Origin of the sequence: Puniceibacterium confluentis, from assembly GCF_007923445.1 — a bacterium.
Classification (GTDB): Bacteria; Pseudomonadota; Alphaproteobacteria; order Rhodobacterales; family Rhodobacteraceae; genus Puniceibacterium; species Puniceibacterium confluentis.
Map to the genome: position 1 here is coordinate 212,189 of NZ_VOJI01000005.1, position 20,078 is coordinate 232,266.

General features: G+C 64.7%; 19 protein-coding genes. 7 read left to right on the forward strand and 12 right to left on the reverse strand.

Translation table 11 applies throughout. The features are described 5' to 3' along the window. Nucleotides 1-171 precede the first annotated feature (171 nt). The 6 genes from FOY53_RS08165 to rpiA form a co-directional block, all read right to left on the reverse strand. Nucleotides 172-1,572, reverse strand: coding sequence for a DegQ family serine endoprotease (locus tag FOY53_RS08165; RefSeq protein ID WP_439332537.1), 1,401 nt, complete (start codon nucleotides 1,570-1,572; stop codon nucleotides 172-174). Between the two features lie 337 nt (nucleotides 1,573-1,909). Then, entirely contained in the window at nucleotides 1,910-2,101 is a 192-nt protein-coding gene (locus FOY53_RS08170) for a DUF2065 domain-containing protein (RefSeq protein ID WP_146587604.1), read from the reverse strand. After that, nucleotides 2,101-3,021, reverse strand: coding sequence for a protease modulator HflC (hflC, locus tag FOY53_RS08175; RefSeq protein WP_146587605.1), 921 nt, complete (start codon nucleotides 3,019-3,021; stop codon nucleotides 2,101-2,103). Before hflC ends, FOY53_RS08170 begins: the two co-directional genes overlap by 1 nt. A 3-nt stretch (nucleotides 3,022-3,024) precedes the next feature. After that, nucleotides 3,025-4,179 carry an FtsH protease activity modulator HflK gene (hflK, locus tag FOY53_RS08180; protein ID WP_146587607.1) on the reverse strand — a complete coding sequence of 385 codons (1,155 nt, stop codon included), beginning with the start codon at nucleotides 4,177-4,179 and terminating at the stop codon, nucleotides 3,025-3,027. Nucleotides 4,180-4,251: 72 nt separating this feature from the next. Further along, on the reverse strand, nucleotides 4,252-5,721 hold the full coding sequence (locus FOY53_RS08185) for an FAD-dependent oxidoreductase (RefSeq protein WP_146587610.1): 1,470 nt from the start codon (nucleotides 5,719-5,721) through the stop codon (nucleotides 4,252-4,254). A 255-nt stretch (nucleotides 5,722-5,976) separates the two neighbouring features. Then, nucleotides 5,977-6,765: a ribose-5-phosphate isomerase RpiA gene (rpiA, locus tag FOY53_RS08190; RefSeq protein ID WP_146587612.1), complete on the reverse strand. Its 789-nt coding sequence runs from the start codon at nucleotides 6,763-6,765 to the stop codon at nucleotides 5,977-5,979. Nucleotides 6,766-7,033: 268 nt separating this feature from the next. On the opposite strand from rpiA, the gene FOY53_RS08195 reads away from it, so the two are divergent. The 3 genes from FOY53_RS08195 (at nucleotide 7,034) to FOY53_RS08205 (ending at nucleotide 10,222) form a co-directional block, all read left to right on the forward strand. Continuing rightward, nucleotides 7,034-7,732, forward strand: coding sequence for a glutathione S-transferase family protein (locus tag FOY53_RS08195; protein WP_146587615.1), 699 nt, complete (start codon nucleotides 7,034-7,036; stop codon nucleotides 7,730-7,732). Between the two features lie 2 nt (nucleotides 7,733-7,734). Beyond that, nucleotides 7,735-9,108, forward strand: coding sequence for an L-serine ammonia-lyase (locus FOY53_RS08200; protein ID WP_146587617.1), 1,374 nt, complete (start codon nucleotides 7,735-7,737; stop codon nucleotides 9,106-9,108). Nucleotides 9,109-9,280: 172 nt separating this feature from the next. Further along, nucleotides 9,281-10,222: a DMT family transporter gene (locus FOY53_RS08205; protein WP_146587619.1), complete on the forward strand. Its 942-nt coding sequence runs from the start codon at nucleotides 9,281-9,283 to the stop codon at nucleotides 10,220-10,222. On the opposite strand, the gene FOY53_RS08210 is transcribed toward FOY53_RS08205, so the two are convergent. Next, nucleotides 10,146-10,805 (reverse strand): thiamine diphosphokinase, encoded by a 660-nt coding sequence (locus FOY53_RS08210; protein ID WP_246107325.1) that lies wholly within the window; start codon nucleotides 10,803-10,805, stop codon nucleotides 10,146-10,148. The two genes, FOY53_RS08205 and FOY53_RS08210, sit on opposite strands and share 77 nt — an antisense overlap. 162 nt (nucleotides 10,806-10,967) lie before the next feature. On the opposite strand from FOY53_RS08210, the gene FOY53_RS08215 reads away from it, so the two are divergent. Next, nucleotides 10,968-13,520, forward strand: coding sequence for a hypothetical protein (locus FOY53_RS08215; RefSeq protein ID WP_146587623.1), 2,553 nt, complete (start codon nucleotides 10,968-10,970; stop codon nucleotides 13,518-13,520). Between the two features lie 176 nt (nucleotides 13,521-13,696). On the opposite strand, the gene FOY53_RS08220 is transcribed toward FOY53_RS08215, so the two are convergent. Then, nucleotides 13,697-13,918 carry a DUF2842 domain-containing protein gene (locus FOY53_RS08220; RefSeq protein ID WP_146587625.1) on the reverse strand — a complete coding sequence of 74 codons (222 nt, stop codon included), beginning with the start codon at nucleotides 13,916-13,918 and terminating at the stop codon, nucleotides 13,697-13,699. Between the two features lie 22 nt (nucleotides 13,919-13,940). Continuing rightward, nucleotides 13,941-15,233 carry an adenylosuccinate synthase gene (locus FOY53_RS08225; RefSeq protein WP_146587627.1) on the reverse strand — a complete coding sequence of 431 codons (1,293 nt, stop codon included), beginning with the start codon at nucleotides 15,231-15,233 and terminating at the stop codon, nucleotides 13,941-13,943. Nucleotides 15,234-15,389: 156 nt separating this feature from the next. Here FOY53_RS08225 and FOY53_RS08230 point away from each other — a divergent pair, with 156 nt between their 5' ends. Continuing rightward, nucleotides 15,390-15,785: a DUF6524 family protein gene (locus FOY53_RS08230; RefSeq protein ID WP_146587629.1), complete on the forward strand. Its 396-nt coding sequence runs from the start codon at nucleotides 15,390-15,392 to the stop codon at nucleotides 15,783-15,785. A gap of 53 nt (nucleotides 15,786-15,838) precedes the next feature. Here the strand turns inward: FOY53_RS08230 and FOY53_RS08235 are convergent, their stop codons facing one another. The 3 genes from FOY53_RS08235 to nthA are packed head-to-tail and all read right to left on the reverse strand — an operon-like array spanning nucleotide 15,839 to nucleotide 17,453. Continuing rightward, complete coding sequence (locus FOY53_RS08235; protein ID WP_246107326.1) at nucleotides 15,839-16,150, reverse strand: nitrile hydratase accessory protein; 312 nt, start codon at nucleotides 16,148-16,150, stop codon at nucleotides 15,839-15,841. Continuing rightward, nucleotides 16,147-16,836, reverse strand: coding sequence for a nitrile hydratase subunit beta (gene nthB, locus FOY53_RS08240; RefSeq protein WP_146587633.1), 690 nt, complete (start codon nucleotides 16,834-16,836; stop codon nucleotides 16,147-16,149). Before nthB ends, FOY53_RS08235 begins: the two co-directional genes overlap by 4 nt. Beyond that, nucleotides 16,833-17,453: a nitrile hydratase subunit alpha gene (gene nthA / locus FOY53_RS08245; RefSeq protein WP_146587635.1), complete on the reverse strand. Its 621-nt coding sequence runs from the start codon at nucleotides 17,451-17,453 to the stop codon at nucleotides 16,833-16,835. The genes nthB and nthA overlap by 4 nt, the downstream gene beginning before the upstream one ends. Nucleotides 17,454-17,676: 223 nt before the next feature. Between nthA and secG the strand changes: the two genes are divergently transcribed. Both secG and pyrG read left to right on the forward strand, forming a co-directional pair. After that, nucleotides 17,677-18,060 (forward strand): preprotein translocase subunit SecG, encoded by a 384-nt coding sequence (gene secG / locus FOY53_RS08250; RefSeq protein WP_146587637.1) that lies wholly within the window; start codon nucleotides 17,677-17,679, stop codon nucleotides 18,058-18,060. A gap of 198 nt (nucleotides 18,061-18,258) precedes the next feature. After that, entirely contained in the window at nucleotides 18,259-19,902 is a 1,644-nt protein-coding gene (gene pyrG / locus FOY53_RS08255) for a CTP synthase (RefSeq protein ID WP_146587640.1), read from the forward strand. Nucleotides 19,903-20,078: the final 176 nt, after the last annotated feature.

A 20,078-nucleotide genomic window follows, 5' to 3' on the forward strand; every position in this document is an offset into this window, starting at 1 on the left:
CCACCATGGCGCGGATCCGGCACACCCGTCAGGCTGCCCACCGGGACACTCAGGTCACAGCGTGGCTCTGGACGGTCCGGCAACCCTGCGGGTCCGCGCGCCGACAGGCCGAAAACGAAAAGCGCCCCGTTGCCGGAGCGCTTTGCAGTCAACCCAAAGGTTCGGGCCGGTCTATTTCTTGGCCAGGCTCAGCGCCACAAAGCGCGGGTCGCCGCCGCGCCGGACAAGCAGCAACAACGACTTGCGCCCGGCCTCTTCCGCCTCGGCGATGCGATCCTGGAGATCGGCCACGCTCAGCACCGCGCTTTGTCCGGCTTCGGTGATGACATCCCCGGTGCGCAGCCCCTTTTCAAACGCTTCCGAACTTTCGTCGACCGCGGTCACCGCCAGACCCTTGACCGTCTCGGCCAGTTGCATCTCGTCGCGCATCTGCGAGGTCAGCGGCACCAGTGTCAGTCCCAGAAGATCGACCTCGGCGGGCTCTTCCTCGTCGGGGACAACCTGTGCCGCAGGCACGGCGCTTTCGGCCTCTTCGCGGCGGCCCAACGTGATCCGCAACGTCTCGGTCTTGCCTTCGCGGTTGACGACCACGCGCACGGTCTTGCCCACCTCGGTGTTGCCGACCTGCCGGACCAGTCCGCGCGTGTCCGCCACGTCCTTGCCGTCAAAGCTCAGGATCACGTCACCCGATTTCATGCCCGCCTCCATGGCAGGGCCTTCGGGCACATCCGTCACCAGCGCCCCGGCGGCGGAGGCAAGCCCCATCGCCTCGGCGACATCGTCTGTGACGTCCTGGATGCGCACGCCCAGCCAGCCACGGCGCGTCTCGCCAAATTCCTTGAGCTGATTGACCACCCGCTGCACGACATTGGACGCCATCGAAAAGCCGATCCCGATCGACCCCCCGTTGGGTGACAGGATCGCCGTGTTCACCCCGACCACGTCGCCATCCATGTTGAACAGCGGCCCACCCGAGTTGCCGCGATTGATCGCCGCGTCCGTCTGGATGTAATCGTCATATGTGCCCGACAGCGCCCGGTTGCGGGCCGAAACGATTCCCGCCGAGACCGAGAAGCCCTGCCCCAGCGGATTGCCCATGGCCATGACCCAGTCGCCGACGCGGGCGAGGTCGCTGTTGCCGAAATTCACAAATTTCAGCGGCGTCTGCGCCTCGACCTTGAGCAGCGCGATATCGGTGTTGGGATCGGTGCCGACAAGGGTGGCGGGCAATTCAAAGCCTTCGAAAAATTCGATCTGGATCTCGTCGGCACCTTCGATGACGTGGTTGTTGGTGACCACATAGCCGTCTTCGGAAATCACGAAGCCCGACCCCAGCGCCGACGATTTGCGCGGCCGATCACCCTGCTGACCGTTGCGGTCCTGAAATTCGCGGAAGAAATCCTCGAAAGGCGACCCCTCGGGAACGATGCCCTGCGGGCCGGTGCGCCCGGCAACGGTTGTCGAAGTGGTGATGTTGACCACCGCGGGGCTGATCCGTGCGGCGAGGTCCGCAAAGCTTTTCGGCGCCCCCTGAGCGGCGGCCATCAGAGAGGTCGACAGGATCAGAATCATCGACAGCGTCGACAACCAGAACAGGCGCAGCGGCGTAGCAGACTCGCATGTCCGGGCAATTGCTTCGGGTTTCAAAGGGAACTCCTTCTTTGTGAGGATCAGGTGCGCGGCGGCGGTCTTGCCTCTTACAGTTAGGAACATAAGGGCGTTCGGGCAACACTCAAAGCCAGAGTTATCCGATCAAGCGGATGTGACCACGGCGTGACTGCCCGCAGCGCCGACGCCTGCAGGGCCATGAAATTCCGTCGTCTGACGATACCGATTCAATATACCGCAAAAACCGGAAAAATGGAGCAAAAAAACTGGGCGCATTTGCCGGTATTCCGACCGCGTGCCTTCAGTGGAACCGCTGCGCGCCCCACAGGAACACCAGACCCAAGGCGATGGCGCCCAGCCCGAATGTCCGCCGGGCCTCGACCGGCATGGCGCGCAGCGTTTCGAGCAGGCGTTCGACAAGAGAAGGGGCCAGTGCGTACACCAGCCCCTCGATCACAAGGACCATTCCGATCCCCAGCAGGACGTCCGACATCAGTTGGACGCGGGTGCCGTCTGCGCCCGGGGGGCGCGGGCGGGTCCCGCCAGCCGTTCGGACTTGAAGTAGTCGAAGAACTCGGAATCCGGCGTCATCACCATGGTCGAGTTGTCGCCGGTCAGGGCCTTTTCATAGGCCTGAAGCGACCGGTAGAAGGCAAAGAACTCCTGATCGGCGCCGTAGGCTTCGGCAAACACCTGGTTGCGACGGGCGTCGGCTTCACCGCGGATGATGTTTGCATCCCGGTCTGCCTCCGACAAGGTCTCGGTCACGGTACGATCCGCGAGCGCACGCACCCGCTGGGCCGCCTCGTTACCGCGGGCGATCTCGTCGGCCGCTTCGCGTTCCCGCTCGGCGCGCATCCTTGCGAACGTTGCCTCGAGGTTCTGCGCCGGAAGGTTGGTCTGCTTGAGCCGCACGTCGACCACATCGAGTCCCAGACCGCGCGCAGAGTTGCGCGCCTGATCGCGGATCCGGGTCATCAGCTGGCGCCGGTCTTCGGACAGGATGGTGTCCGAGGTGACCTGATCGGCACCCAGCACTTCGCGGATCTGAGCGTTCAGGACCGACGACAGACGATCCTCGGCGGCCCGGATGCCGCCCACGCCCACGGCCTGACGGAACTGCACCACATCGGCAATGCGGTAGCGGGCAAAGGCGTCGACGACCAGGCGGCGGTCGTCCGAGGGGGTGACTTCGATGGTTTCGGTGTCCAGCGACAGGATGCGGTCGTCATATTTCACCACGTCCTGGATGAAGGGGATCTTGAACGCCAGACCCGGGTCTTCCTTCACGGCCTTGATCTGTCCGAACTGCAGCACCAGCGCCTTTTCACGCTCGTCCACAACAAAGACCGAGGACCAGATGCCGACGAAGATGACCGCGATGACGATCAGGATGATATTCAGCTTTTGCATGGCTCAGTTCCCTTCCTGCGTGCGGTTGCGGCCCAGTTCGTTGAGCGGAAGATACGGCACCACGCCGCCCCCCTGCCCGTCTCTGCCGGTCACCGACGGGTCCAGGATCATCTTGTCGACATTGCCCAGAACACGTTCCATCGTTTCAAGGTACAGGCGCTTGCGCGTCACGTCCTCGGCCTTGGAGTATTCCTCGAGCACCGAGGTAAAGCGACTGGCGTCGCCCAGCGCCTCGTTGACAACACGGGCGCGGTAGCCTTCGGCCTCTTCCTGGATCTGCGCCGCTTCACCGCGGGCTTCGGCCAGGACACGGTTGGCATAGGCATCGGCCTGACGCTGCAACCGGTCCCGCTCCTGTTCGGCGGCCTGCACTTCGCGGAAGCTGTCGATGACCTCGCGGGGCGGATCGGCGGTTTCAAGGTTTACCCGGACAATGTTGATGCCGCTTTCGTATTCATCCAGCGTGGCCTGCACATTGGCCATCGCGGTATCCGCGATCAATCCGCGGTCCCGGTTGAGGATCGGCGCAAGGTTGCTGGCCGCGATGATCTCGCGCATCACCGATTCCGACACCGCACCGACGGTCAGCTGCGGATCGCGGATGTTGAACAGCAGCTTGGCAGGGTCGTTGATGTTCCAGACCACCTGGAATTCGATGTCGACGATGTTGGCATCGGTGGTCAGCATCAGTCCGTCACCATTGCCGCCGCGGCGGCTGCCGATGTTTTCGGTCCGCTCCGAGGTCACGTTGACCACTTCGTAGGTCACCAGTGGCCAGGGCGCAAAGTTCAGACCCGGATCGCCGGTGCTGGAATATTCCCCCAGAAACAGTTCGACCGACTGCTCTTCCGGCTTGACGGTGTAGAAACTGTTGAACGCCCAGAACCCGGCGACCAGCAGCGCGCCGATGGTCAGGGTGCCGCGGGTCAGCATCGGACCGCCGCCGCCAGAGCCACCGGAGCCATTGGTCGGCCCGGTGTTGCCACGCCCGCCCATGAGCACCCGCAGACGCTCCTGCCCCTTTTTCACAAGCTCGTCGATCTCGGGAATCTGCGACCCGCCGTCCTCGGGACGTCTGCCACCGCCGTTGTTCCCGCGATTGCCGCCGCCCTGTCCGCTTCCGCCGCCGCCCCAGGGGCCGCCGTTGTTGCCTGCCATGTGGTGTCTTTCCCTCTCGGTCAAATTCATCTTGGGCGCTGTGCCTTTAACCTGTGCAATCGCGCACGGAATTCAAGCGCTGCGCACCGGATTGCGCATCGTCACGATCTCTTCCGACATCGTCGGATGAACTGCCACGGTGCGGTCGAAATCTTCTTTGGTGGCACCCATCTTGATCGCGATGCCTGCCAGCTGGATCATTTCGCCGGCATTGGGCGCGACGATGTGGCACCCCAGGACCTTGCGGTTTGCCTTGGACACGATCAGCTTCATCAACACCCGGTCGGGCTTGCCGATAAACGCGGTCTGCATCGGGCGGAACGATGTGCAATAGACATCGATCTCCTCCTGCTCGCGGGCGTCTTCCTCGTTCATCCCGACGGTCCCCAGTTCGGGCTGGGTGAAAACCGCACTGGGGATCAACGCGTGATCGACCGGCGTCGGGTTGCCCTTGAACACGGTCTCGACAAAGGCCATGCCCTCGCGGATGGCGACCGGGGTCAGGTTCACGCGGTCCGTCACATCGCCGATCGCATAGATCGACGGAACGGCGGTCTGGCTGTAGGCATCGACTTCGATCTGGCCGCCACGGCCCAGCTTCACGCCCAGTTCCTCGAGCCCCATGCCGTCGGTGTTGGGCCTGCGACCGGTGGCAAAGAGCACCCGGTCGAACACCCGGGAACTGCCGTTGGTGGCCTTGACGCGGATCGGCCCGTCGCTTGTGTCGCCGCTCTGCCTGCCCCGGTGGCTCATGCCGCTGTCGCCCACGGTCTCACCGGTGTCCTGAATCGGCCCGCCCATGCCAGTGTCGGAATCGTCTGACCCGGCGCAGTCCATTTCCACGATGTTTGTGCCGATGTGCAGGTCGATGCCGCGCTCGCGCATCGATTCCGCGATCAGGCCACGGGCCTCTTCGTCAAAGCCGCGCAGGATCTGTGCCCCGCGATAGTATAGCGTCACTTCGACGCCAAGCCCGTGCAGGATGCAGGCAAATTCGCAGGCGATATAGCCGCCGCCGACGATCAGGATCGACTTGGGCAGCGTCTCCTGATGGAAGATGTCATCCGAAACCATGCCCAGGTCGGCGTTGTTCATGTCGGGGCGCACGGGGCGGCCGCCGGTCGCCACCAGGATATGTTTGGCCGTTTTCTCTTCGCCATTGGCCAGCGACACGGTGTGCGGATCCTTCAGCGTCGCCCGGCAGTCGAATGTGTCGACCCCCGACGCGCTGAGCAGCTTGCGGTAGACACCTTCAAGCCGGTCCAGTTCGCCGTTGAGCCGCGTCGAGAACCGGCCCCAGTCAAAGGCGCCGCCGGTGACATCCCAACCATAGAGGCCCGCGTCCTCGGACAGACCGGAAAATTCGCTGGCAAAGACCATCAGCTTTTTCGGCACGCAGCCGCGGATCACACAGGTGCCGCCGTAGCGGCTCTCTTCTGCCAGCCCGACCTTTGCTCCGGTTTCGCCTGCGGCCACCCGCGCGGCACGAACACCACCCGAACCGCCGCCGATGACAAAAAGGTCGTAGTCAAATTCACGCATTGCAGTGTCCCTCTCCGTCCTCGGGGCGCAGATATCCCACAGGACCCCCGGCTTGGCCATAGCCCCGAGCCGGAAAAACCCCGATGACCCGACCCGATGCATCAAGCCGCAGCGGGTCAGAATTGCGCCGGGGCCCTTCCGGGCAGATGCAACAGACAGCCGTCCGCGGTCCGCGGGCACAAGATCCGGCACCTGTCCGCGCCTGGCCGCTCACCCTCAGAAGCGCGGCTTCGTCCTTGCTGCCGCCCGGCGCCTTCAGTCCCCCAGATCGCTGAACAGATTGTCGGTTTCGACAAATTCCAGCCGATCTTCCTGCACCGTTCCGGCGTTGATATCCCGCAATTCGACCCGGCCAGTGCCATGCCCGATCACCACCACATCGCAGATGTCGATGAACAGCCCGTTCTCGACCACGCCGGGGATCTGGTTCAGGACCATAGCCAGCTGCCGCGCATTGCCGATCCGGCCCAGGTGCAGATCAAGGATATGGTTGCCCTCGTCGGTGATGAAGGGGCGTTCGCCGTTCATCCGCAGACTGGCCTTGCGGCCCATGACATCCATTGCCACCAGCGTCTCTTCGATCAATGCCTGCGTGGTGGGCCAGCCAAAGGGGATGACCTCGACCGGCAGCGGAAAGGCTCCCAGTGTCCCGACCTCCTTGGCCGCGTCCGCGATCACGATCATCTGGTCACTGGCGGTCGCCACGATCTTTTCCTGCAGCAGCGCGCCACCGCCGCCCTTGATCAGGTTCAGCTCGGAATCAAACTCGTCGGCGCCGTCAATGGTCAGGTCCAGCCAACGCGCCTCATCCAGGCTGATGACCTCGATGCCGACCTCGCGCGCAAGTTCGGCGGTGCGGGTGGACGTGGGTACACCCTTAATCTTCAACCCGTCCTGGCGCACCATTTCCCCGAGACAGCGCACGAGCCAGGCGGCGGTCGAGCCGGTCCCCAGACCGACACGCATTCCATCCTCGACAAAATCCGCAGCGCGACGGGCGGCGACAAACTTGGCCTTGTCGATGGGCGACAGTTCTCCGGACATGGCATGACTCCTCTGCTTTGTGCCGCTTATAGAAAGGATGTGCCCCGCGTGCGAGGCCGAATCGGTACCGGCGTGCCGCCTGTCCGGCAGATGTCCGCTGCGGTGTGCGATCCAGCCGCCGCCGGACACCGGCGCGCCGCAGGCGTTCAACCGGATCACGCGTGGTGCCGCCCGCCCGGCCTGCCCGCCGTCGGCCGGTGCGCTTTCCACGCCTCGCAGGTCGTTTCCCGGCCTTGCCCGGACCGGAGGGCGCTGTAGACACCAACGCATGACACCAGAGTATCGCCTGCACTATGCCCCGGACAATGCGTCGCTGATCATCCGGCTGGCGCTTCTGGAACTGCGCGCGCCGTTTGACACCGTGCTTGTCGACCGCGCCAGCCGGGCACAGGACGGCGCCGCCTACCGCAGGGTCAATCCGGTGGGACGGATTCCGGCGCTGGAAACCCCGCAGGGGCCGATCTTCGAGACAGCCGCCATACTGCTGTGGCTCGCCGACCGGCATGGCGCCCTGATGCCCGCCGCCGATGATCCGGCACGCGGCGCGGCGCTGTCCTGGCTGTTTTTCCTGTCCAACACCCTGCACGCGGAATTGCGCATGCTGTTCTACCCCGAAATCTATGCCGGCCCCGGGGCCGGCGAACAGATTCGCGCGCCCCTGACGGCCGGCCTGCAGCGCCACCTGAGCCTGCTCAACCGCCAGGCCGCAACCGACACCGGCAGTTTCGGTTCCGCTCACGCCCTGGCGCTCGACCTGTATCTCGCGCCCCTGCTGCGCTGGTGCGCGCTCTATCCTGCGGGGCACACCGATTGGTTCGACCTGCAGACCTATCCTGCCCTCGCAGAGCTTGCCGCCCGGCTCGAGGCGCGCGACACTGTGCGCGCGGCTGCACACGCCGAAGGGCTCGGCCCCCGCCCCTTTACCGCTCCACGACACGCAATCCCTCCGATAGGAAGCGCAACTTAACCATGTTCCTTTCCGTTTTCGACATGTTCAAGGTGGGCGTCGGCCCCTCCTCTTCCCACACGATGGGTCCGATGGTCGCCGCCGCCCGATTTCTGGATGCGTTGCGCGCCGCCCCGTTTCAGTGCGCCGGAGTCCGCGCCACCCTGCACGGCAGTCTGGCCTTTACCGGCGTAGGCCATGCGACGGACCGCGCCACCGTGCTCGGCCTCGCCGGGTTCCGCCCGGAAACCTATGATGCCGCCGCCGCCGAGACAGCGTTGGCGCAGATCCGCGACACCCACAGGCTGCATCCCGAAGGGTTGCCGGAACTGATCTTCGATCCGGTCCACGACCTGAAGTTCGACTTTGGCCCGAACCTGCCCGGCCATGCCAACGGCATGATCCTGATGGGCACGGACGCACAGGGCGACGTGATCCTTCAGGAAACTTATTACTCGGTGGGCGGCGGTTTTGTCCTGACCGCCGACGAACTGGCCGGGGGCAAGGATACCGACGACGGACCGCCGGTGCCCTACCCGTTCAAGACCGCGAACGAGATGCTGGCGATGGCGCAGGCCTCGGGCCTGTCGGTTGCACAGATGAAGCGCGCCAACGAACTGGCACGCGGGACGCCGCACAGCCTCGACACCGGTCTGGCGCGGATCTGGCAGGTGATGAACGACTGCATCGACCGGGGGCTGCACAATGACGGCATCCTGCCAGGCGGGCTGAAGGTCAAACGCCGCGCCCGGGCGATCCACGACGCGCTGCTGGCCGAACGCGGGCTGAACCAGAACGCACCGCATACGATCAACGACTGGATGTCGGCCTATGCCATGGCAGTGAACGAAGAGAACGCCGCCGGTGGTCAGGTCGTCACCGCCCCCACCAACGGCGCGGCCGGTGTGGTGCCGGCCACGATCCGCTACTGGCTGGACCACGTGCCCTCGGCCAGCACGTCGAAGGTGCCCGATTTCCTTTTGACCGCCGCCGCCATCGGTGGCCTGGTAAAGTACAACGCCAGCATCAGCGGCGCCGAGGCCGGGTGCCAGGCCGAAGTCGGCTCGGCCGCCGCCATGGCCGCTGCGGGATTCTGCGCCGTCATGGGCGGCACCCCGGCGCAGATCGAGAACGCCGCGGAAATCGCGCTGGAACATCACCTCGGAATGACCTGCGATCCGGTCAAGGGGCTGGTGCAGGTGCCCTGCATCGAACGCAACGGGCTGGGCGCCATCAAGGCAGTCTCGGCGGCATCTCTGGCGCTGCGCGGCGATGGTGTGCACCTGGTGCCGCTGGATGCCTGTATCGAAACCATGCGCCAGACCGGTGCCGACATGTCGGAGCGCTACAAGGAAACCTCGCTGGGAGGGCTTGCGGTCAATGTGCCCAACTGCTGATTCTGTCGCCCAGGGTGACCCGACACTCTGACACCGCTGCAACCCCCGAAACCGGTCGCCCGACCCGACCTGCCGCAGTTTCAGAACCTTCCCGCAAAAGTTGAACAATTTCGCGGCACAATGCTCTTAGTAGTGGCTTGCCAGACAATCAGACTCTGTCTAGCTTTCCGGAATGAGCAAGGATAACCCCCTCCTGGGCATCGCGCTGATGTTCGGCTTTTGCGTCGTTGCCCCCATGGGGGACGCGGTGGCGAAGCTGCTGGGCGGTCAGGTTCCCATGGGGCAGATGCTGTTTATCCGCTTTGGGGTACAGGCCCTTGTCCTCTTGCCACTGATTCTGTGCACGGGCCGGGTGTGGCGGATGCACGGTCGGGTGCTGAGGCTGACGTTTCTGCGCACCGTGCTGCACATTCTCGGCATCGGCATGATGTTCACCGCGCTGATGTATCTGCCGCTCGCCGATGCCGTGGCCATTGCCTTCATCATGCCTTTCCTGATGCTGGTGCTGGGGCATTTTGTGCTGGATGAAGAGGTTGGAATACGCCGCCTGCTGGCCTGCGCCGTTGGATTCATCGGCACGCTTCTGGTCGTCCAGCCCTCGTTCGCCGAAGTCGGCTGGCCGGCGCTGCTGCCGTTGGGCGTTGCGGTCAACTTTTCCGTCTTCATGCTGGTGACGCGCCAGATCGCCAAGGATACCGACCCGGTCGGCCTGCAAGCGGTCAGCGGTGTCATGGCCGTCTGCCTGATCGCGCCGTTCCTGCTGCTGGCGCCGGACGATATCTTGCCGGTCTTTGCCTGGGAACAGCCGGATGCCCATACCTGGAAGCTGCTGTTCGGCATCGGCCTGCTGGGGACGCTGGGCCATCTTCTGATGACCTGGTCACTGCGCTACGCCCCTGCGGCCACTCTCGCGCCGATGCAATATCTGGAAATTCCCATCGCGACGATCATCGGATTTGTGGTTTTCGCGGAATTCCCCAACCCGCTTGCCACTCTCGGGATCTGCATCACCATCGCCGCAGGACTTTACATCGTGATCAGAGAGCGGGCCATGATGAAGTCGTCGCGGCAAGCGCCAGTATCAGCTGATCCAGTGAGCGCGCTGGCAGAATAAGAAGCATTTTCGCGGCCTCGAAGCGCAGATGCACCGGCCCCGCCACCTCGTTGGATGTCCCGACCCGCCCGTCAGGGGCAAAGTCAATGCCGTCGATCGGCCAGCGCAGCCCCTGCGACTGACCGCGCACCGGCCCAAGCGGGTACAACGACACCCGTGTGCCCGGCGGCAGGGTCAGGTCAAGTTCCGGCGGGCAGAGCATCATCACATCTTCCTCCCCGATCAGGATGCAGCGCCGCTCCGGGTAGCGCCCCAGCACAGTCATCGCGGCAAGCTGATGATCCACCCGCCCGCCCAGGAACCCGTAACCCAGCACCAGCGGCGCCGTGACATGACGCAGGCATTTGTCAAAGTCGGTGCTGTCCTGCTCGGAAATCCGGTGCACCACGCCTTCTGGAAGCGCGGCCAGAAGCTCGGGTCTGGCGGAATCCATGTCGCCGATCACCGCTTCCGGCACGATCCCCGCCGCGTGCAGCACATTTGCTCCCCCATCCGCGGCGATGACCGTGTTAACCTTGGCCGCCAGAGCCATCAGCCCGTCCGGACGGGTTGCCCCACCGCCAACGAGCAGAACTGTCGCCATTTTGAGAACAATTGGATTTTTCATATGCTATTAGGGGCCACTTGGGAAACAGATCACAATCTGGCCACGAAATGATACCCTCAGAGGCACAGATTCGGTCAGCTTTGGTCTTGGGGTATATGCTAAACACACTGTTGCAAGAAATGTGAAAGTGAGCAGCACATGGTCAGTTCAAGCAAGATCTTAACGGTCTCCTATGGAACGTTTTCGTGTACCCTTGAGGGGTTCGACGACTCGTTCGACACGATGAAGGCCATCGCGGAATACTTCCGCGACCTCGCGCAGGACGATCGTTATTTCGGCGCTGAACCCCCGACCCCGGATGCTGAGATGCTGGCCCGAATCGCTGAACGCGAGATCGAGCGCCGGGTCGAAGCGCGGATGGAAAACGGCAGTTACGTGCTGCGGCCATCGCTGGGCGCCCCCCGCGCGGAGCCCGCCCCCCGCCAGGAACCCGCCGCCGCCCGGCCTGAGGCCGAGGCGCAACCGGCGCCGCAGGCTGCAGCGATGCAACCGCAGGAACCCGCGCCGGTCGCTGCCGAGGCGCCCCCTGCCCCCGTGACCCCTGCCCCTGTGGCCGATGCAGACGATCCCCTGGCAGCCGAGCCGGAGATGGCGACAGAAGCCGACGATGCGGCAGCCGAGGCCGACAGCGCGGCTACAGAAGCCGACAGTGCGGACGAGGCAGAGTCCGACGTGGCCGACTCCGATCTGGATGACCGCGATGAGGATGACGCCGAAGTCATGATGCCCGCTTCGGCCCCGGTCGCCACCGAGGCCAACAGCGTCGCCGCCAAGCTGCAACGTATCCGGGCGGTCGTGTCGGCCAGCCGCGGCAGCACGCCCGCCGCCTACTCCGAGGACGAACATGCAGACGTCATCGCGGCCTCTGCCGAAGAGCCGGAGGCGTCGCTTGTAGATGTCACGCTCCAGGACGGTGACGACGAAGACGACGGCTTTGACAGCGCCGCCATCTCGACCTTCATGGGCAGCCTTGGCAGCCCGGACGAAGACGAGAGTGACCTGGCCGAAGCCTCGCCTGTGGTAACGGATGACGCCGAACAGGACGTGGAAGACGAGGATCTGGACGATCTCGATCTGTCCGATTTTGCCTTGCCTGCGGACGACAGCGAAGAGACTGACGAAGCTGACACCGAAGTGGCCGCAGTCGCCCGGGCAGCGGAAGATGAGACCGACAGCCAGGACGACGGCGACAACCTGTTTGATGATACCCTGTCCAGCGACGCCGCCTTTGAGGATGACCTTGGTCTGGACGAGGCCGCGTTTGACACCCCGGATGCCGACGAAGCGCACAGTGCGATCGACGATGTCGCAGAGGAGCAGGCGCCGGCGCCAGTTGCCGAGACCCCCGCTTCGCACCCGGTGCGTGCCCGTGTGGTCCGCGTCAAACGTGTGGATTACAATGCCGCCGTGGCCGCTGGCACCTTGAAGGAAACGCCGGCTGTACAGACCCCGGCCAGCAGCCTGACCGCCGAACAGGAAGCCGATCTTGCCCGCGAGCTTGCCGAAGTGGCGGGGGAGCTGAACCAGGACTTTGACGACGGTGACGACTGGGATCTCGCCGCAGCACCGCGCCAGACTTCGACCACCCTGTCCGACGACATCGACGCCGAAGACGATGACTGGGATGCGCCCGAGGCAGAGGCCGCCGCGTATTCCACCGCAGAAGTTGCGGATAGCGATCCCGAAGTTGATGTCCTGAAGGACGATGCCGACGAAGTTTGGGACACGGCCGATCACAGCCTTGTCGCCTCTGGCGATGCCGGCTTGCTGCCGGATCCGGCGGCACCGGACGCGCCTCGGGATGTGTCGCATTCAGAGCTCGGCATGGACGACGAGTGGGACGACGACACCGAAAACGACGCCGCCCCCCTGGCCGCGAGCCGCGACGAGACGCCGGAAGGCGAGGACTCGGTCGATGCGGCGGTCGAGCGTATGGCACGCGACGGCATCCGCAAGGCGGTCAAGATGTCCAGCCCGGCCCGCGTCATGCTGACCGAAAACAAGATCGAAGAGGATGACACTTCGGTCGAGCGCATTCTGGACGAGACCAACACCCAGCTGCAGGAACCCGAAGGCAACCGCCGCCGTTCGGCCATTGCCCACCTGCGGGCCGCCGTCGCCGCCACCCGCGCCGACCGCATTCTGGGCCGCAAGAAGGATACCGAAAAAGAAGCCGAGCCCTACCGCGCCGACCTGGCCACCGTTGTGCGCCCGCGCCGCCCCGAGACCCCGGCTGCGGCCCGTTCGGAACGTCCCGCCGAGCTCAAGCCTGCACCGCTCAAGCTGGTGGCCGAACAGCGTGTCGATGCCCGTCCCACCCAGGCAGAGGCAAACGAAACGGTTCGCCCCCGTCGGGTGATCCGCGACGACACGGCGCCGGATCTGCTCGACCTTGACGAAGCCGCTGGCGGGTTCGCCGAATTCGCCGAAGACATGGGCGCGACCGAGCTCCCCGAACTGCTGGAGGCCGCCGCCGCCTACATGTCCTTTGTCGAAGGTCGCGACCAGTTCTCGCGCCCGCAGCTCATGACGCGGGTGCGTGCCGTCGAATCCGAGGAATCCAGCCGCGAGGACCGTCTGCGTTCCTTCGGGCAGCTGCTGCGCGAAGGCAAAATCGAAAAAACCCGCGGCGGGCGTTTCACGGCCTCCGAGCGGATCAGCTTCAAGCCGGGCGCCCGTGCCGCCGGCTGACATCGAAAGCGTTGAACGAACAAAAACGGCGGGCCTGAGGGTCCGCCGTTCTGCATTCCGATTTGCAGGTCGGGCGCAGCCCCGGCCCTGCAGGCTTTACCCGAAACAGCATCCGGTCAGCGCCGCGCCGCCCATCGCGCCGGGGGGTCGCGGCTGACAGCGCAGCGCGAGCCTGCCTACTTGTCCGCGTCCGGATCAGCCTGTCCGACTCCGCGGAAGACATATTTCAACGGCAGCGCCCACAGCAGCCCGAGCGCCAGGTAGATCAGCAGTTCGAGCAGGATCGGCGGCCGCCCGAACCAATTGACCACCGAAATCGCCACGACAATGTAGACCGGCAGCCCGACCAGAAGGATCAGGGCCGACAGACGGCGGCGGGTCTTGTAGCTCAGCGCCATGGCTCTCTCCGGTTCGTTATGTTCAGTCAGCGAAGGGGTCCGTCACAAGGATCGTGTCCTCACGCTCGGGCGAGGTGGACAGCAGCGCCACCGGACAGCCGATCAACTCTTCGACGCGGCGGACATATTTGATCGCCTCGGCAGGCAGGTCGGCCCAGCTGCGCGCGCCTTCGGTCGACTGTGACCAGCCCGGCATTTCCTCGTAGATCGGCGTGCAGCGCGCCTGCGCATCCGCTGCGGTGGGCAGATAATCCAGCCGCTTGCCGTCGAGTTCGTAGCTGGTACAGATCTTCAGCGTCTCAAAGCCGTCGAGCACGTCAAGTTTGGTGAACGCGATCCCGTTGACGCCGGAGGTGGCGCAGGTCTGACGCACAAGCACCGCATCGAACCAGCCGCAGCGCCGTTTGCGCCCCGTCACCGTGCCGAATTCGTGCCCGCGCTCGCCCAGACGCTGACCGTCCGCATCATTCAGTTCCGCCGGAAACGGGCCTTCGCCGACCCGGGTGGTGTAGGCCTTGACGATGCCGAGGACAAAATCGATGGCGCCCGGCCCGATGCCGGTGCCGGTTGCTGCCTGCCCGGCAATCACGTTGGACGAGGTCACGAACGGATAGGTGCCAAAGTCGATGTCGAGCAGGGCCCCCTGCGCCCCTTCGAACAGGATCCGCTTGCCCGCCCGGCGCTTTTCGTTCAGCACCTTCCAGACCGGAGCGGCGTATTCCAGCACCAGGGGCGCGATTTCGCGCAGGTCCGCCAGCAGCTTGTCCCGATCCACGGGATCAAGACCCAGCCCGCGGCGCAATGCGTCGTGATGCACCAGTGCGCGGTCGACACGTGCCTCGAGCGTGGCATCATCCGCAAGATCCGCCACCCGGACCGACCGGCGCCCCACCTTGTCCTCGTAGGCCGGGCCGATGCCCCGGCCGGTGGTGCCGATCTTGGCAACGTTCGTTGCGGATTCGCGGGCCCGGTCCAGCTCGCCGTGGATCGGCAGGATCAGCGGCGTGTTCTCGGCAATCATCAGCGTCTCGGGGGTGATCGTGACCCCCTGCCCGCGCAGGTCTTCGATTTCTTTCTTCAGGTGCCACGGGTCCAGAACGACGCCGTTGCCGATCACGGACAGTTTGCCGCCGCGCACGATACCGCTGGGCAACAGCGACAGCTTGAACACCACCCCGTCGATCACCAGCGTGTGGCCCGCATTGTGCCCGCCCTGAAAGCGCGCGATCACATCCGCGCGTTCCGACAGCCAGTCCACAATCTTGCCCTTGCCTTCATCGCCCCACTGAGCGCCCACGACGACCACGTTTGCCATGTCTCACGACCTTCTGCTGCGGTTCCAAACCCGCGTCGGTATAGCGACGCTGATCGGCCAGCGAAACCACCAAATTGCAAACAGGCTGGACAGGCCCCGGGCTTCGCGCCATCAATGGGGACCGCGACGCAGACCGGCAAGGGGTGGAGACAGATCATGGGTTTCGTGACACGCTGGCTCTGTGCCTTTGCGCTGCTGGCGCTGACCTACAATCCCACCGCGCTCAGCTATGTGCGCTGGACGGCTGAAAATTATGACAGCCAGTTGCCGCTGACAGTGCTGCTGGGGCTGGTTCTGCTGGTCGGTTACATCATTTACCTGCGCGCCACCCTGCGATCCATCGGGGCTTTCGGCATGCTGCTGATCCTCGCGGTTGTCACCGCCCTGCTCTGGGTGCTTTACGACTACGGTCTGCTGGACCTCTCCAACCGAGACTTCACCGTCTGGCTGGGTCTGCTGGCGCTGTCGCTGGTTCTGGGCATCGGCCTGAGCTGGAGCATCATCCGTCGCAAACTGTCGGGCCAGGCGGATGTGGATGACGTCGACGAATGATCCGCGCGGCCCGGCGCGCCCCGTAACCACCTGCATCGCCTGAAGGACGCCCCCTAGCCTCCGGCCAGCCGCACCGGCTGTCCGTGCGGGGTGTGCAGATAGGCCTCGGTCCAGGCCGACTTGAGATCGTCCAGATCCGCTGCCCCGGCGAGCCCACGCGCCGCAAGCAGCCGCTCGAGTGCCGCGACCCAGGCGAGAAAGTAGTCCTCGCCGCCGTCAAGCTGCCGGTCCAGCCCATGTTCGGCCAGAACCGCACCAAGGGTTGCGGCCCAGTCGGGCCAGGAAACGACCCCGGTGTCGGACAGATGTACGGTCAGCGCAAAGACCTGAGCGTGCCAGGGTTCCAGAAAGACCGGCTCTTTCATGCGTGCTCCAGATAACTTTGCCACAGGTCCAGCACCACCTCGTCACTGGGCGATTCCGGATCACTCCAGAGTTCGGCGGCAGCAAAGACCACGGCATAAAGCGGCTCGGGGCGTTCGCCCAGCCCGTGGGCGTTGCTGTCGGGCAGCACATGCGCACCGTGGCACAGCAACACCCGCCCACAGGCCCCGGCAGCGTAGCCCGGCAGACGGGTGTGGCCGCCAGGGACCAGCCGGTTGGCAGCAGGGCGGCGGGTACGCACGGCATCGCCGGGGGCAAACCGCGCCTTGACATCGCTGTCGCGTGTGGCGGGACCACCCCGCGCCAGTGCCGGTGCCACCCTGTCCGCCGTCAGCGCACGCGGCGTCAGTGCCTGCACCGGCCTCTTGCCCGTTCCGGAGGCCGCGCCCTGCAACTCGTCCCGGGAGACCAGCCCGCGTTCCACCAGCAGATCCGCCAGCCCGGCCAGCCATTTCTCGTAATAGGTAAAGCGCATGTAATCCCTGGGTGCGAGGCTTTCGCGCGCCCGCCGTGCCGCATCAATCGGCCAGGCGCCGAGGGCTCCACAGGCGAGGGTGATCGCCAGCGTCCGCTTGTGCCAGACCGGTGGCGTCGCCGCCGTGCCCTCGGGTTCAGGCAGCACCGGGCCGTCGCCGAACCGTCCACCCATATCGTGCACGCGGCTCATTCCGGCGCCCTCGCAAGCCCGGTGCCGATCATCGAATCGCGGGTGACCAGTGCCGCCAGCGCCTCTTCGGTCAGATCGTCAGTGCCTGCCGGCCTTTGCGGCAGCACCAGATAGCGGATTTCAGCCGTCGAATCCCAGACCCGTACCGTCTGGCCTTCGGGCAATACCAACCCGAACTCGGCCAGCACCTGGCGCGGCTCGCGCACAACGCGGGCACGGTAGGCATCGGATTTGTACCAGGCCGGCGGGATCCCCAGCAGCGGCCAAGGGTAACACGAGCAAAGCGTACACACGACGATGTTATGGGTGCTGTCGGTATTTTCGACGGCAACGATGTGTTCGCCCTGACGACCGTAATAGCCCATTTCCGAGATGACGGCCGTCGCATCGCCGAGCAGGCGCGCCCGAAACGAGGCGTCGGCCCAGGCCCGCGCCACCACCCGCGCGCCGTTCTGCGGCCCGATCCGGGTCTCGTAAGTGTCTATGATGGCATCCAGCGCCGCCGGATCGACCAGCCCCTTGCGCACCAGCAGGGTTTCCAGCGCCTTCACCCGCAACGCCGGGTCGGATGGCAGCAGGCTGTGCGGGTGGTCATGGTCGTGATGGTCATGTGGCATGGCGGGATGATGCGCCGAAGGCGGGGTCCGGGCAAGGCCCAACCGACGGCCAGCCGCTGCGCACAGGGGGGCATGGCGCCCGAACTTTCGGCTGATTTTCGTGCCGCGCAAGAGCCTGGCGGCACCACTCGGGGCAGAAGTCCCGCAGGGCGGCAACAAGCGGGGTTGCGCAGAGCCTTGCGAGCTTCTAAGTACGCGACGATCCGGACCAAAGGCAGCCGCAATGGAAAACGTCATCCTCATCATCCACCTGCTTCTGGCGCTTGCGCTGATCGGGGTGGTGCTCATGCAACGTTCCGAAGGCGGTGGCCTTGGCATGGGCGGCGGCGGTGGCGGCGCCATGAGTGGCCGCGCGGCAGCAACCGCTCTGGGCAAGGTGACCTGGGTTCTGGCTGCGGCCTTCATCTGCACCTCGATTGCGCTGACCGTGATCGCGGCGGCCAACAGCTCGGGCAGTTCCATCATGGACCGGCTGACCGGCTCGGCTCCGGCCAGTGCGCCCGCCGACATCACGACGCCCGACATCAACACAGATGGCCTGTTGCCGCCTCCGTCAGCTTTGGACGGCGACGCGACGTCTCCACTGGTTCCGCGCGCGTCGGACTGACCGCGCAGGTCACGACTGCAGGATCCAACCACCTGCCACGCCACAACAATTTGAGCTTCGCATGCCAACCGCAACAGCATCTTGCGGTTGGCTGGACATTTCAATGCGAATCCTCTATGGCTTTAATCCCGTGATGCTGCGGTCCGTGACAGGGCCGTGGGTACAATTTCCTGAACTAAATCACGGGGTTCGCGCCACATGGCACGTTTCATCTTCATCACCGGCGGTGTCGTTTCTTCTCTTGGCAAGGGGCTCGCCTCGGCGGCGCTCGGTGCCCTGCTGCAAGCCCGCGGCTTTTCGGTGAGGCTGCGCAAGCTCGACCCCTACCTCAACGTCGATCCCGGCACGATGAGTCCCTTTGAACATGGCGAGGTCTTTGTCACCGACGACGGCGCCGAAACCGACCTCGACCTTGGTCACTACGAACGCTTTACCGGTGTCTCCGCCCGCAAGACCGACAGCATCTCGTCAGGCCGCATCTATTCCAACGTGCTGGAGAAAGAGCGCCGTGGCGACTACCTCGGCAAGACCATCCAGGTGATCCCGCATGTCACCAACGAAATCAAGGAGTTCATCTCGATCGGCGAAGACGAGGTCGACTTCATGCTCTGCGAGATCGGCGGCACCGTCGGTGACATCGAGGGCCTGCCCTTCTTCGAGGCGATCCGTCAGTTTTCCCAGGACAAGCCGCGCGGCCAGTGCATCTTCATGCACCTCACCCTCCTGCCCTTCATCAAGGCGTCGGGCGAGTTGAAGACCAAGCCGACGCAGCACTCGGTCAAGGAACTCCGCTCTATCGGCCTTGCGCCCGACATCCTTGTCTGCCGCTCCGAGGGTCCGATTCCGGTCAAGGAACGCGAGAAGCTGGCGCTGTTCTGCAACGTCCGTCCCGACAGTGTGATTGCCGCGCAGGATCTCAAGTCGATCTACGAGGCACCGCTCGCCTATCACCGCGAAGGGCTCGACCAGGCCGTGCTCGACGCGTTTCAGATCACCCCCGCGCCGCGCCCCCTTCTCGACCGCTGGGAAGACGTCGCCGATCGCATCTACAACCCCGAAGGCGTGGTCAATGTCGCCATTGTCGGCAAGTACACCCAGCTTGAAGATGCCTACAAGAGCATCGCCGAGGCGCTGACCCACGGCGGCATGGCCAATAGGGTCAAGGTCAACATCCAGTGGGTCGACGCCGAGATCTTCGATTCCGAAGACCCTGCGCCGCATCTCACCGGCCTGCACGCCATCCTTGTACCCGGCGGTTTTGGCGAACGCGGCACCGAAGGCAAGATCAAGGCGGCGCAATATGCCCGCGTCAACAAGATCCCGTATCTGGGCATTTGCCTTGGCATGCAGATGGCGGTGATCGAAGCTGCCCGCAACGTGGCCGGGGTGAAAACCGCAGGGTCCGAAGAATTCGACCACGAATCCGGCAAGAAACGGTTTGAACCGGTGGTCTATCACCTCAAGGAATGGGTACAGGGCAACCAGAAGGTCAACCGCTCGGTCAGCGACGACAAGGGCGGCACCATGCGGCTGGGCGCCTATGACGCGGTCTTGACCAAGGACTCGAAGGTTGCCGGAATCTATGGCACCACCACTATCGACGAACGCCACCGCCACCGCTACGAGGTGGACACCCAGTACCGCGAGCAGCTGGAAAAGGTCGGCCTGTGTTTCTCGGGCATGTCCCCGGACGGCAAGCTGCCCGAGATCGTCGAATGGAAGGACCATCCCTGGTTCATCGGCGTGCAGTTCCATCCGGAACTGAAATCGAAACCGTTTGACCCGCATCCGCTGTTCAAGGATTTTGTGCGGGCAGCCAAGGATGTGTCGCGGCTGGTGTGACGCTGAGGCGCACAGCACCTGGCGCAGGTTTGCATCCCGCGCCTGCCCCCTTAGCCCCGCGGCGCGGGGCTCTGCATGCATCACCATCGCAACCGGTCGCCGCTGGCGGCCATCAGTCCGTTCAGGTTCAGGCGGTGAAAAGGATACTCTGGACCGGCGCCAGCGGCTGATCCTGT

Bases quoted from the DNA above. Each gene is read 5' to 3' on its own strand.
- FOY53_RS08165 (WP_439332537.1), bottom strand. From the start codon at position 1,572: ATGATTCTGATCCTGTCGACCTCTCTGATGGCCGCCGCTCAGGGGGCG.
- FOY53_RS08170 (WP_146587604.1), bottom strand. From the start codon at position 2,101: ATGTCGGACGTCCTGCTGGGGATCGGAATGGTCCTTGTGATCGAGGGG.
- hflC (WP_146587605.1), bottom strand. From the start codon at position 3,021: ATGCAAAAGCTGAATATCATCCTGATCGTCATCGCGGTCATCTTCGTC.
- hflK (WP_146587607.1), bottom strand. From the start codon at position 4,179: ATGGCAGGCAACAACGGCGGCCCCTGGGGCGGCGGCGGAAGCGGACAG.
- FOY53_RS08185 (WP_146587610.1), bottom strand. From the start codon at position 5,721: ATGCGTGAATTTGACTACGACCTTTTTGTCATCGGCGGCGGTTCGGGT.
- rpiA (WP_146587612.1), bottom strand. From the start codon at position 6,765: ATGTCCGGAGAACTGTCGCCCATCGACAAGGCCAAGTTTGTCGCCGCC.
- FOY53_RS08195 (WP_146587615.1), top strand. From the start codon at position 7,034: ATGACACCAGAGTATCGCCTGCACTATGCCCCGGACAATGCGTCGCTG.
- FOY53_RS08200 (WP_146587617.1), top strand. From the start codon at position 7,735: ATGTTCCTTTCCGTTTTCGACATGTTCAAGGTGGGCGTCGGCCCCTCC.
- FOY53_RS08205 (WP_146587619.1), top strand. From the start codon at position 9,281: ATGAGCAAGGATAACCCCCTCCTGGGCATCGCGCTGATGTTCGGCTTT.
- FOY53_RS08210 (WP_246107325.1), bottom strand. From the start codon at position 10,805: ATGGCGACAGTTCTGCTCGTTGGCGGTGGGGCAACCCGTCCGGACGGG.
- FOY53_RS08215 (WP_146587623.1), top strand. From the start codon at position 10,968: ATGGTCAGTTCAAGCAAGATCTTAACGGTCTCCTATGGAACGTTTTCG.
- FOY53_RS08220 (WP_146587625.1), bottom strand. From the start codon at position 13,918: ATGGCGCTGAGCTACAAGACCCGCCGCCGTCTGTCGGCCCTGATCCTT.
- FOY53_RS08225 (WP_146587627.1), bottom strand. From the start codon at position 15,233: ATGGCAAACGTGGTCGTCGTGGGCGCTCAGTGGGGCGATGAAGGCAAG.
- FOY53_RS08230 (WP_146587629.1), top strand. From the start codon at position 15,390: ATGGGTTTCGTGACACGCTGGCTCTGTGCCTTTGCGCTGCTGGCGCTG.
- FOY53_RS08235 (WP_246107326.1), bottom strand. From the start codon at position 16,150: ATGAAAGAGCCGGTCTTTCTGGAACCCTGGCACGCTCAGGTCTTTGCG.
- nthB (WP_146587633.1), bottom strand. From the start codon at position 16,836: ATGAGCCGCGTGCACGATATGGGTGGACGGTTCGGCGACGGCCCGGTG.
- nthA (WP_146587635.1), bottom strand. From the start codon at position 17,453: ATGCCACATGACCATCACGACCATGACCACCCGCACAGCCTGCTGCCA.
- secG (WP_146587637.1), top strand. From the start codon at position 17,677: ATGGAAAACGTCATCCTCATCATCCACCTGCTTCTGGCGCTTGCGCTG.
- pyrG (WP_146587640.1), top strand. From the start codon at position 18,259: ATGGCACGTTTCATCTTCATCACCGGCGGTGTCGTTTCTTCTCTTGGC.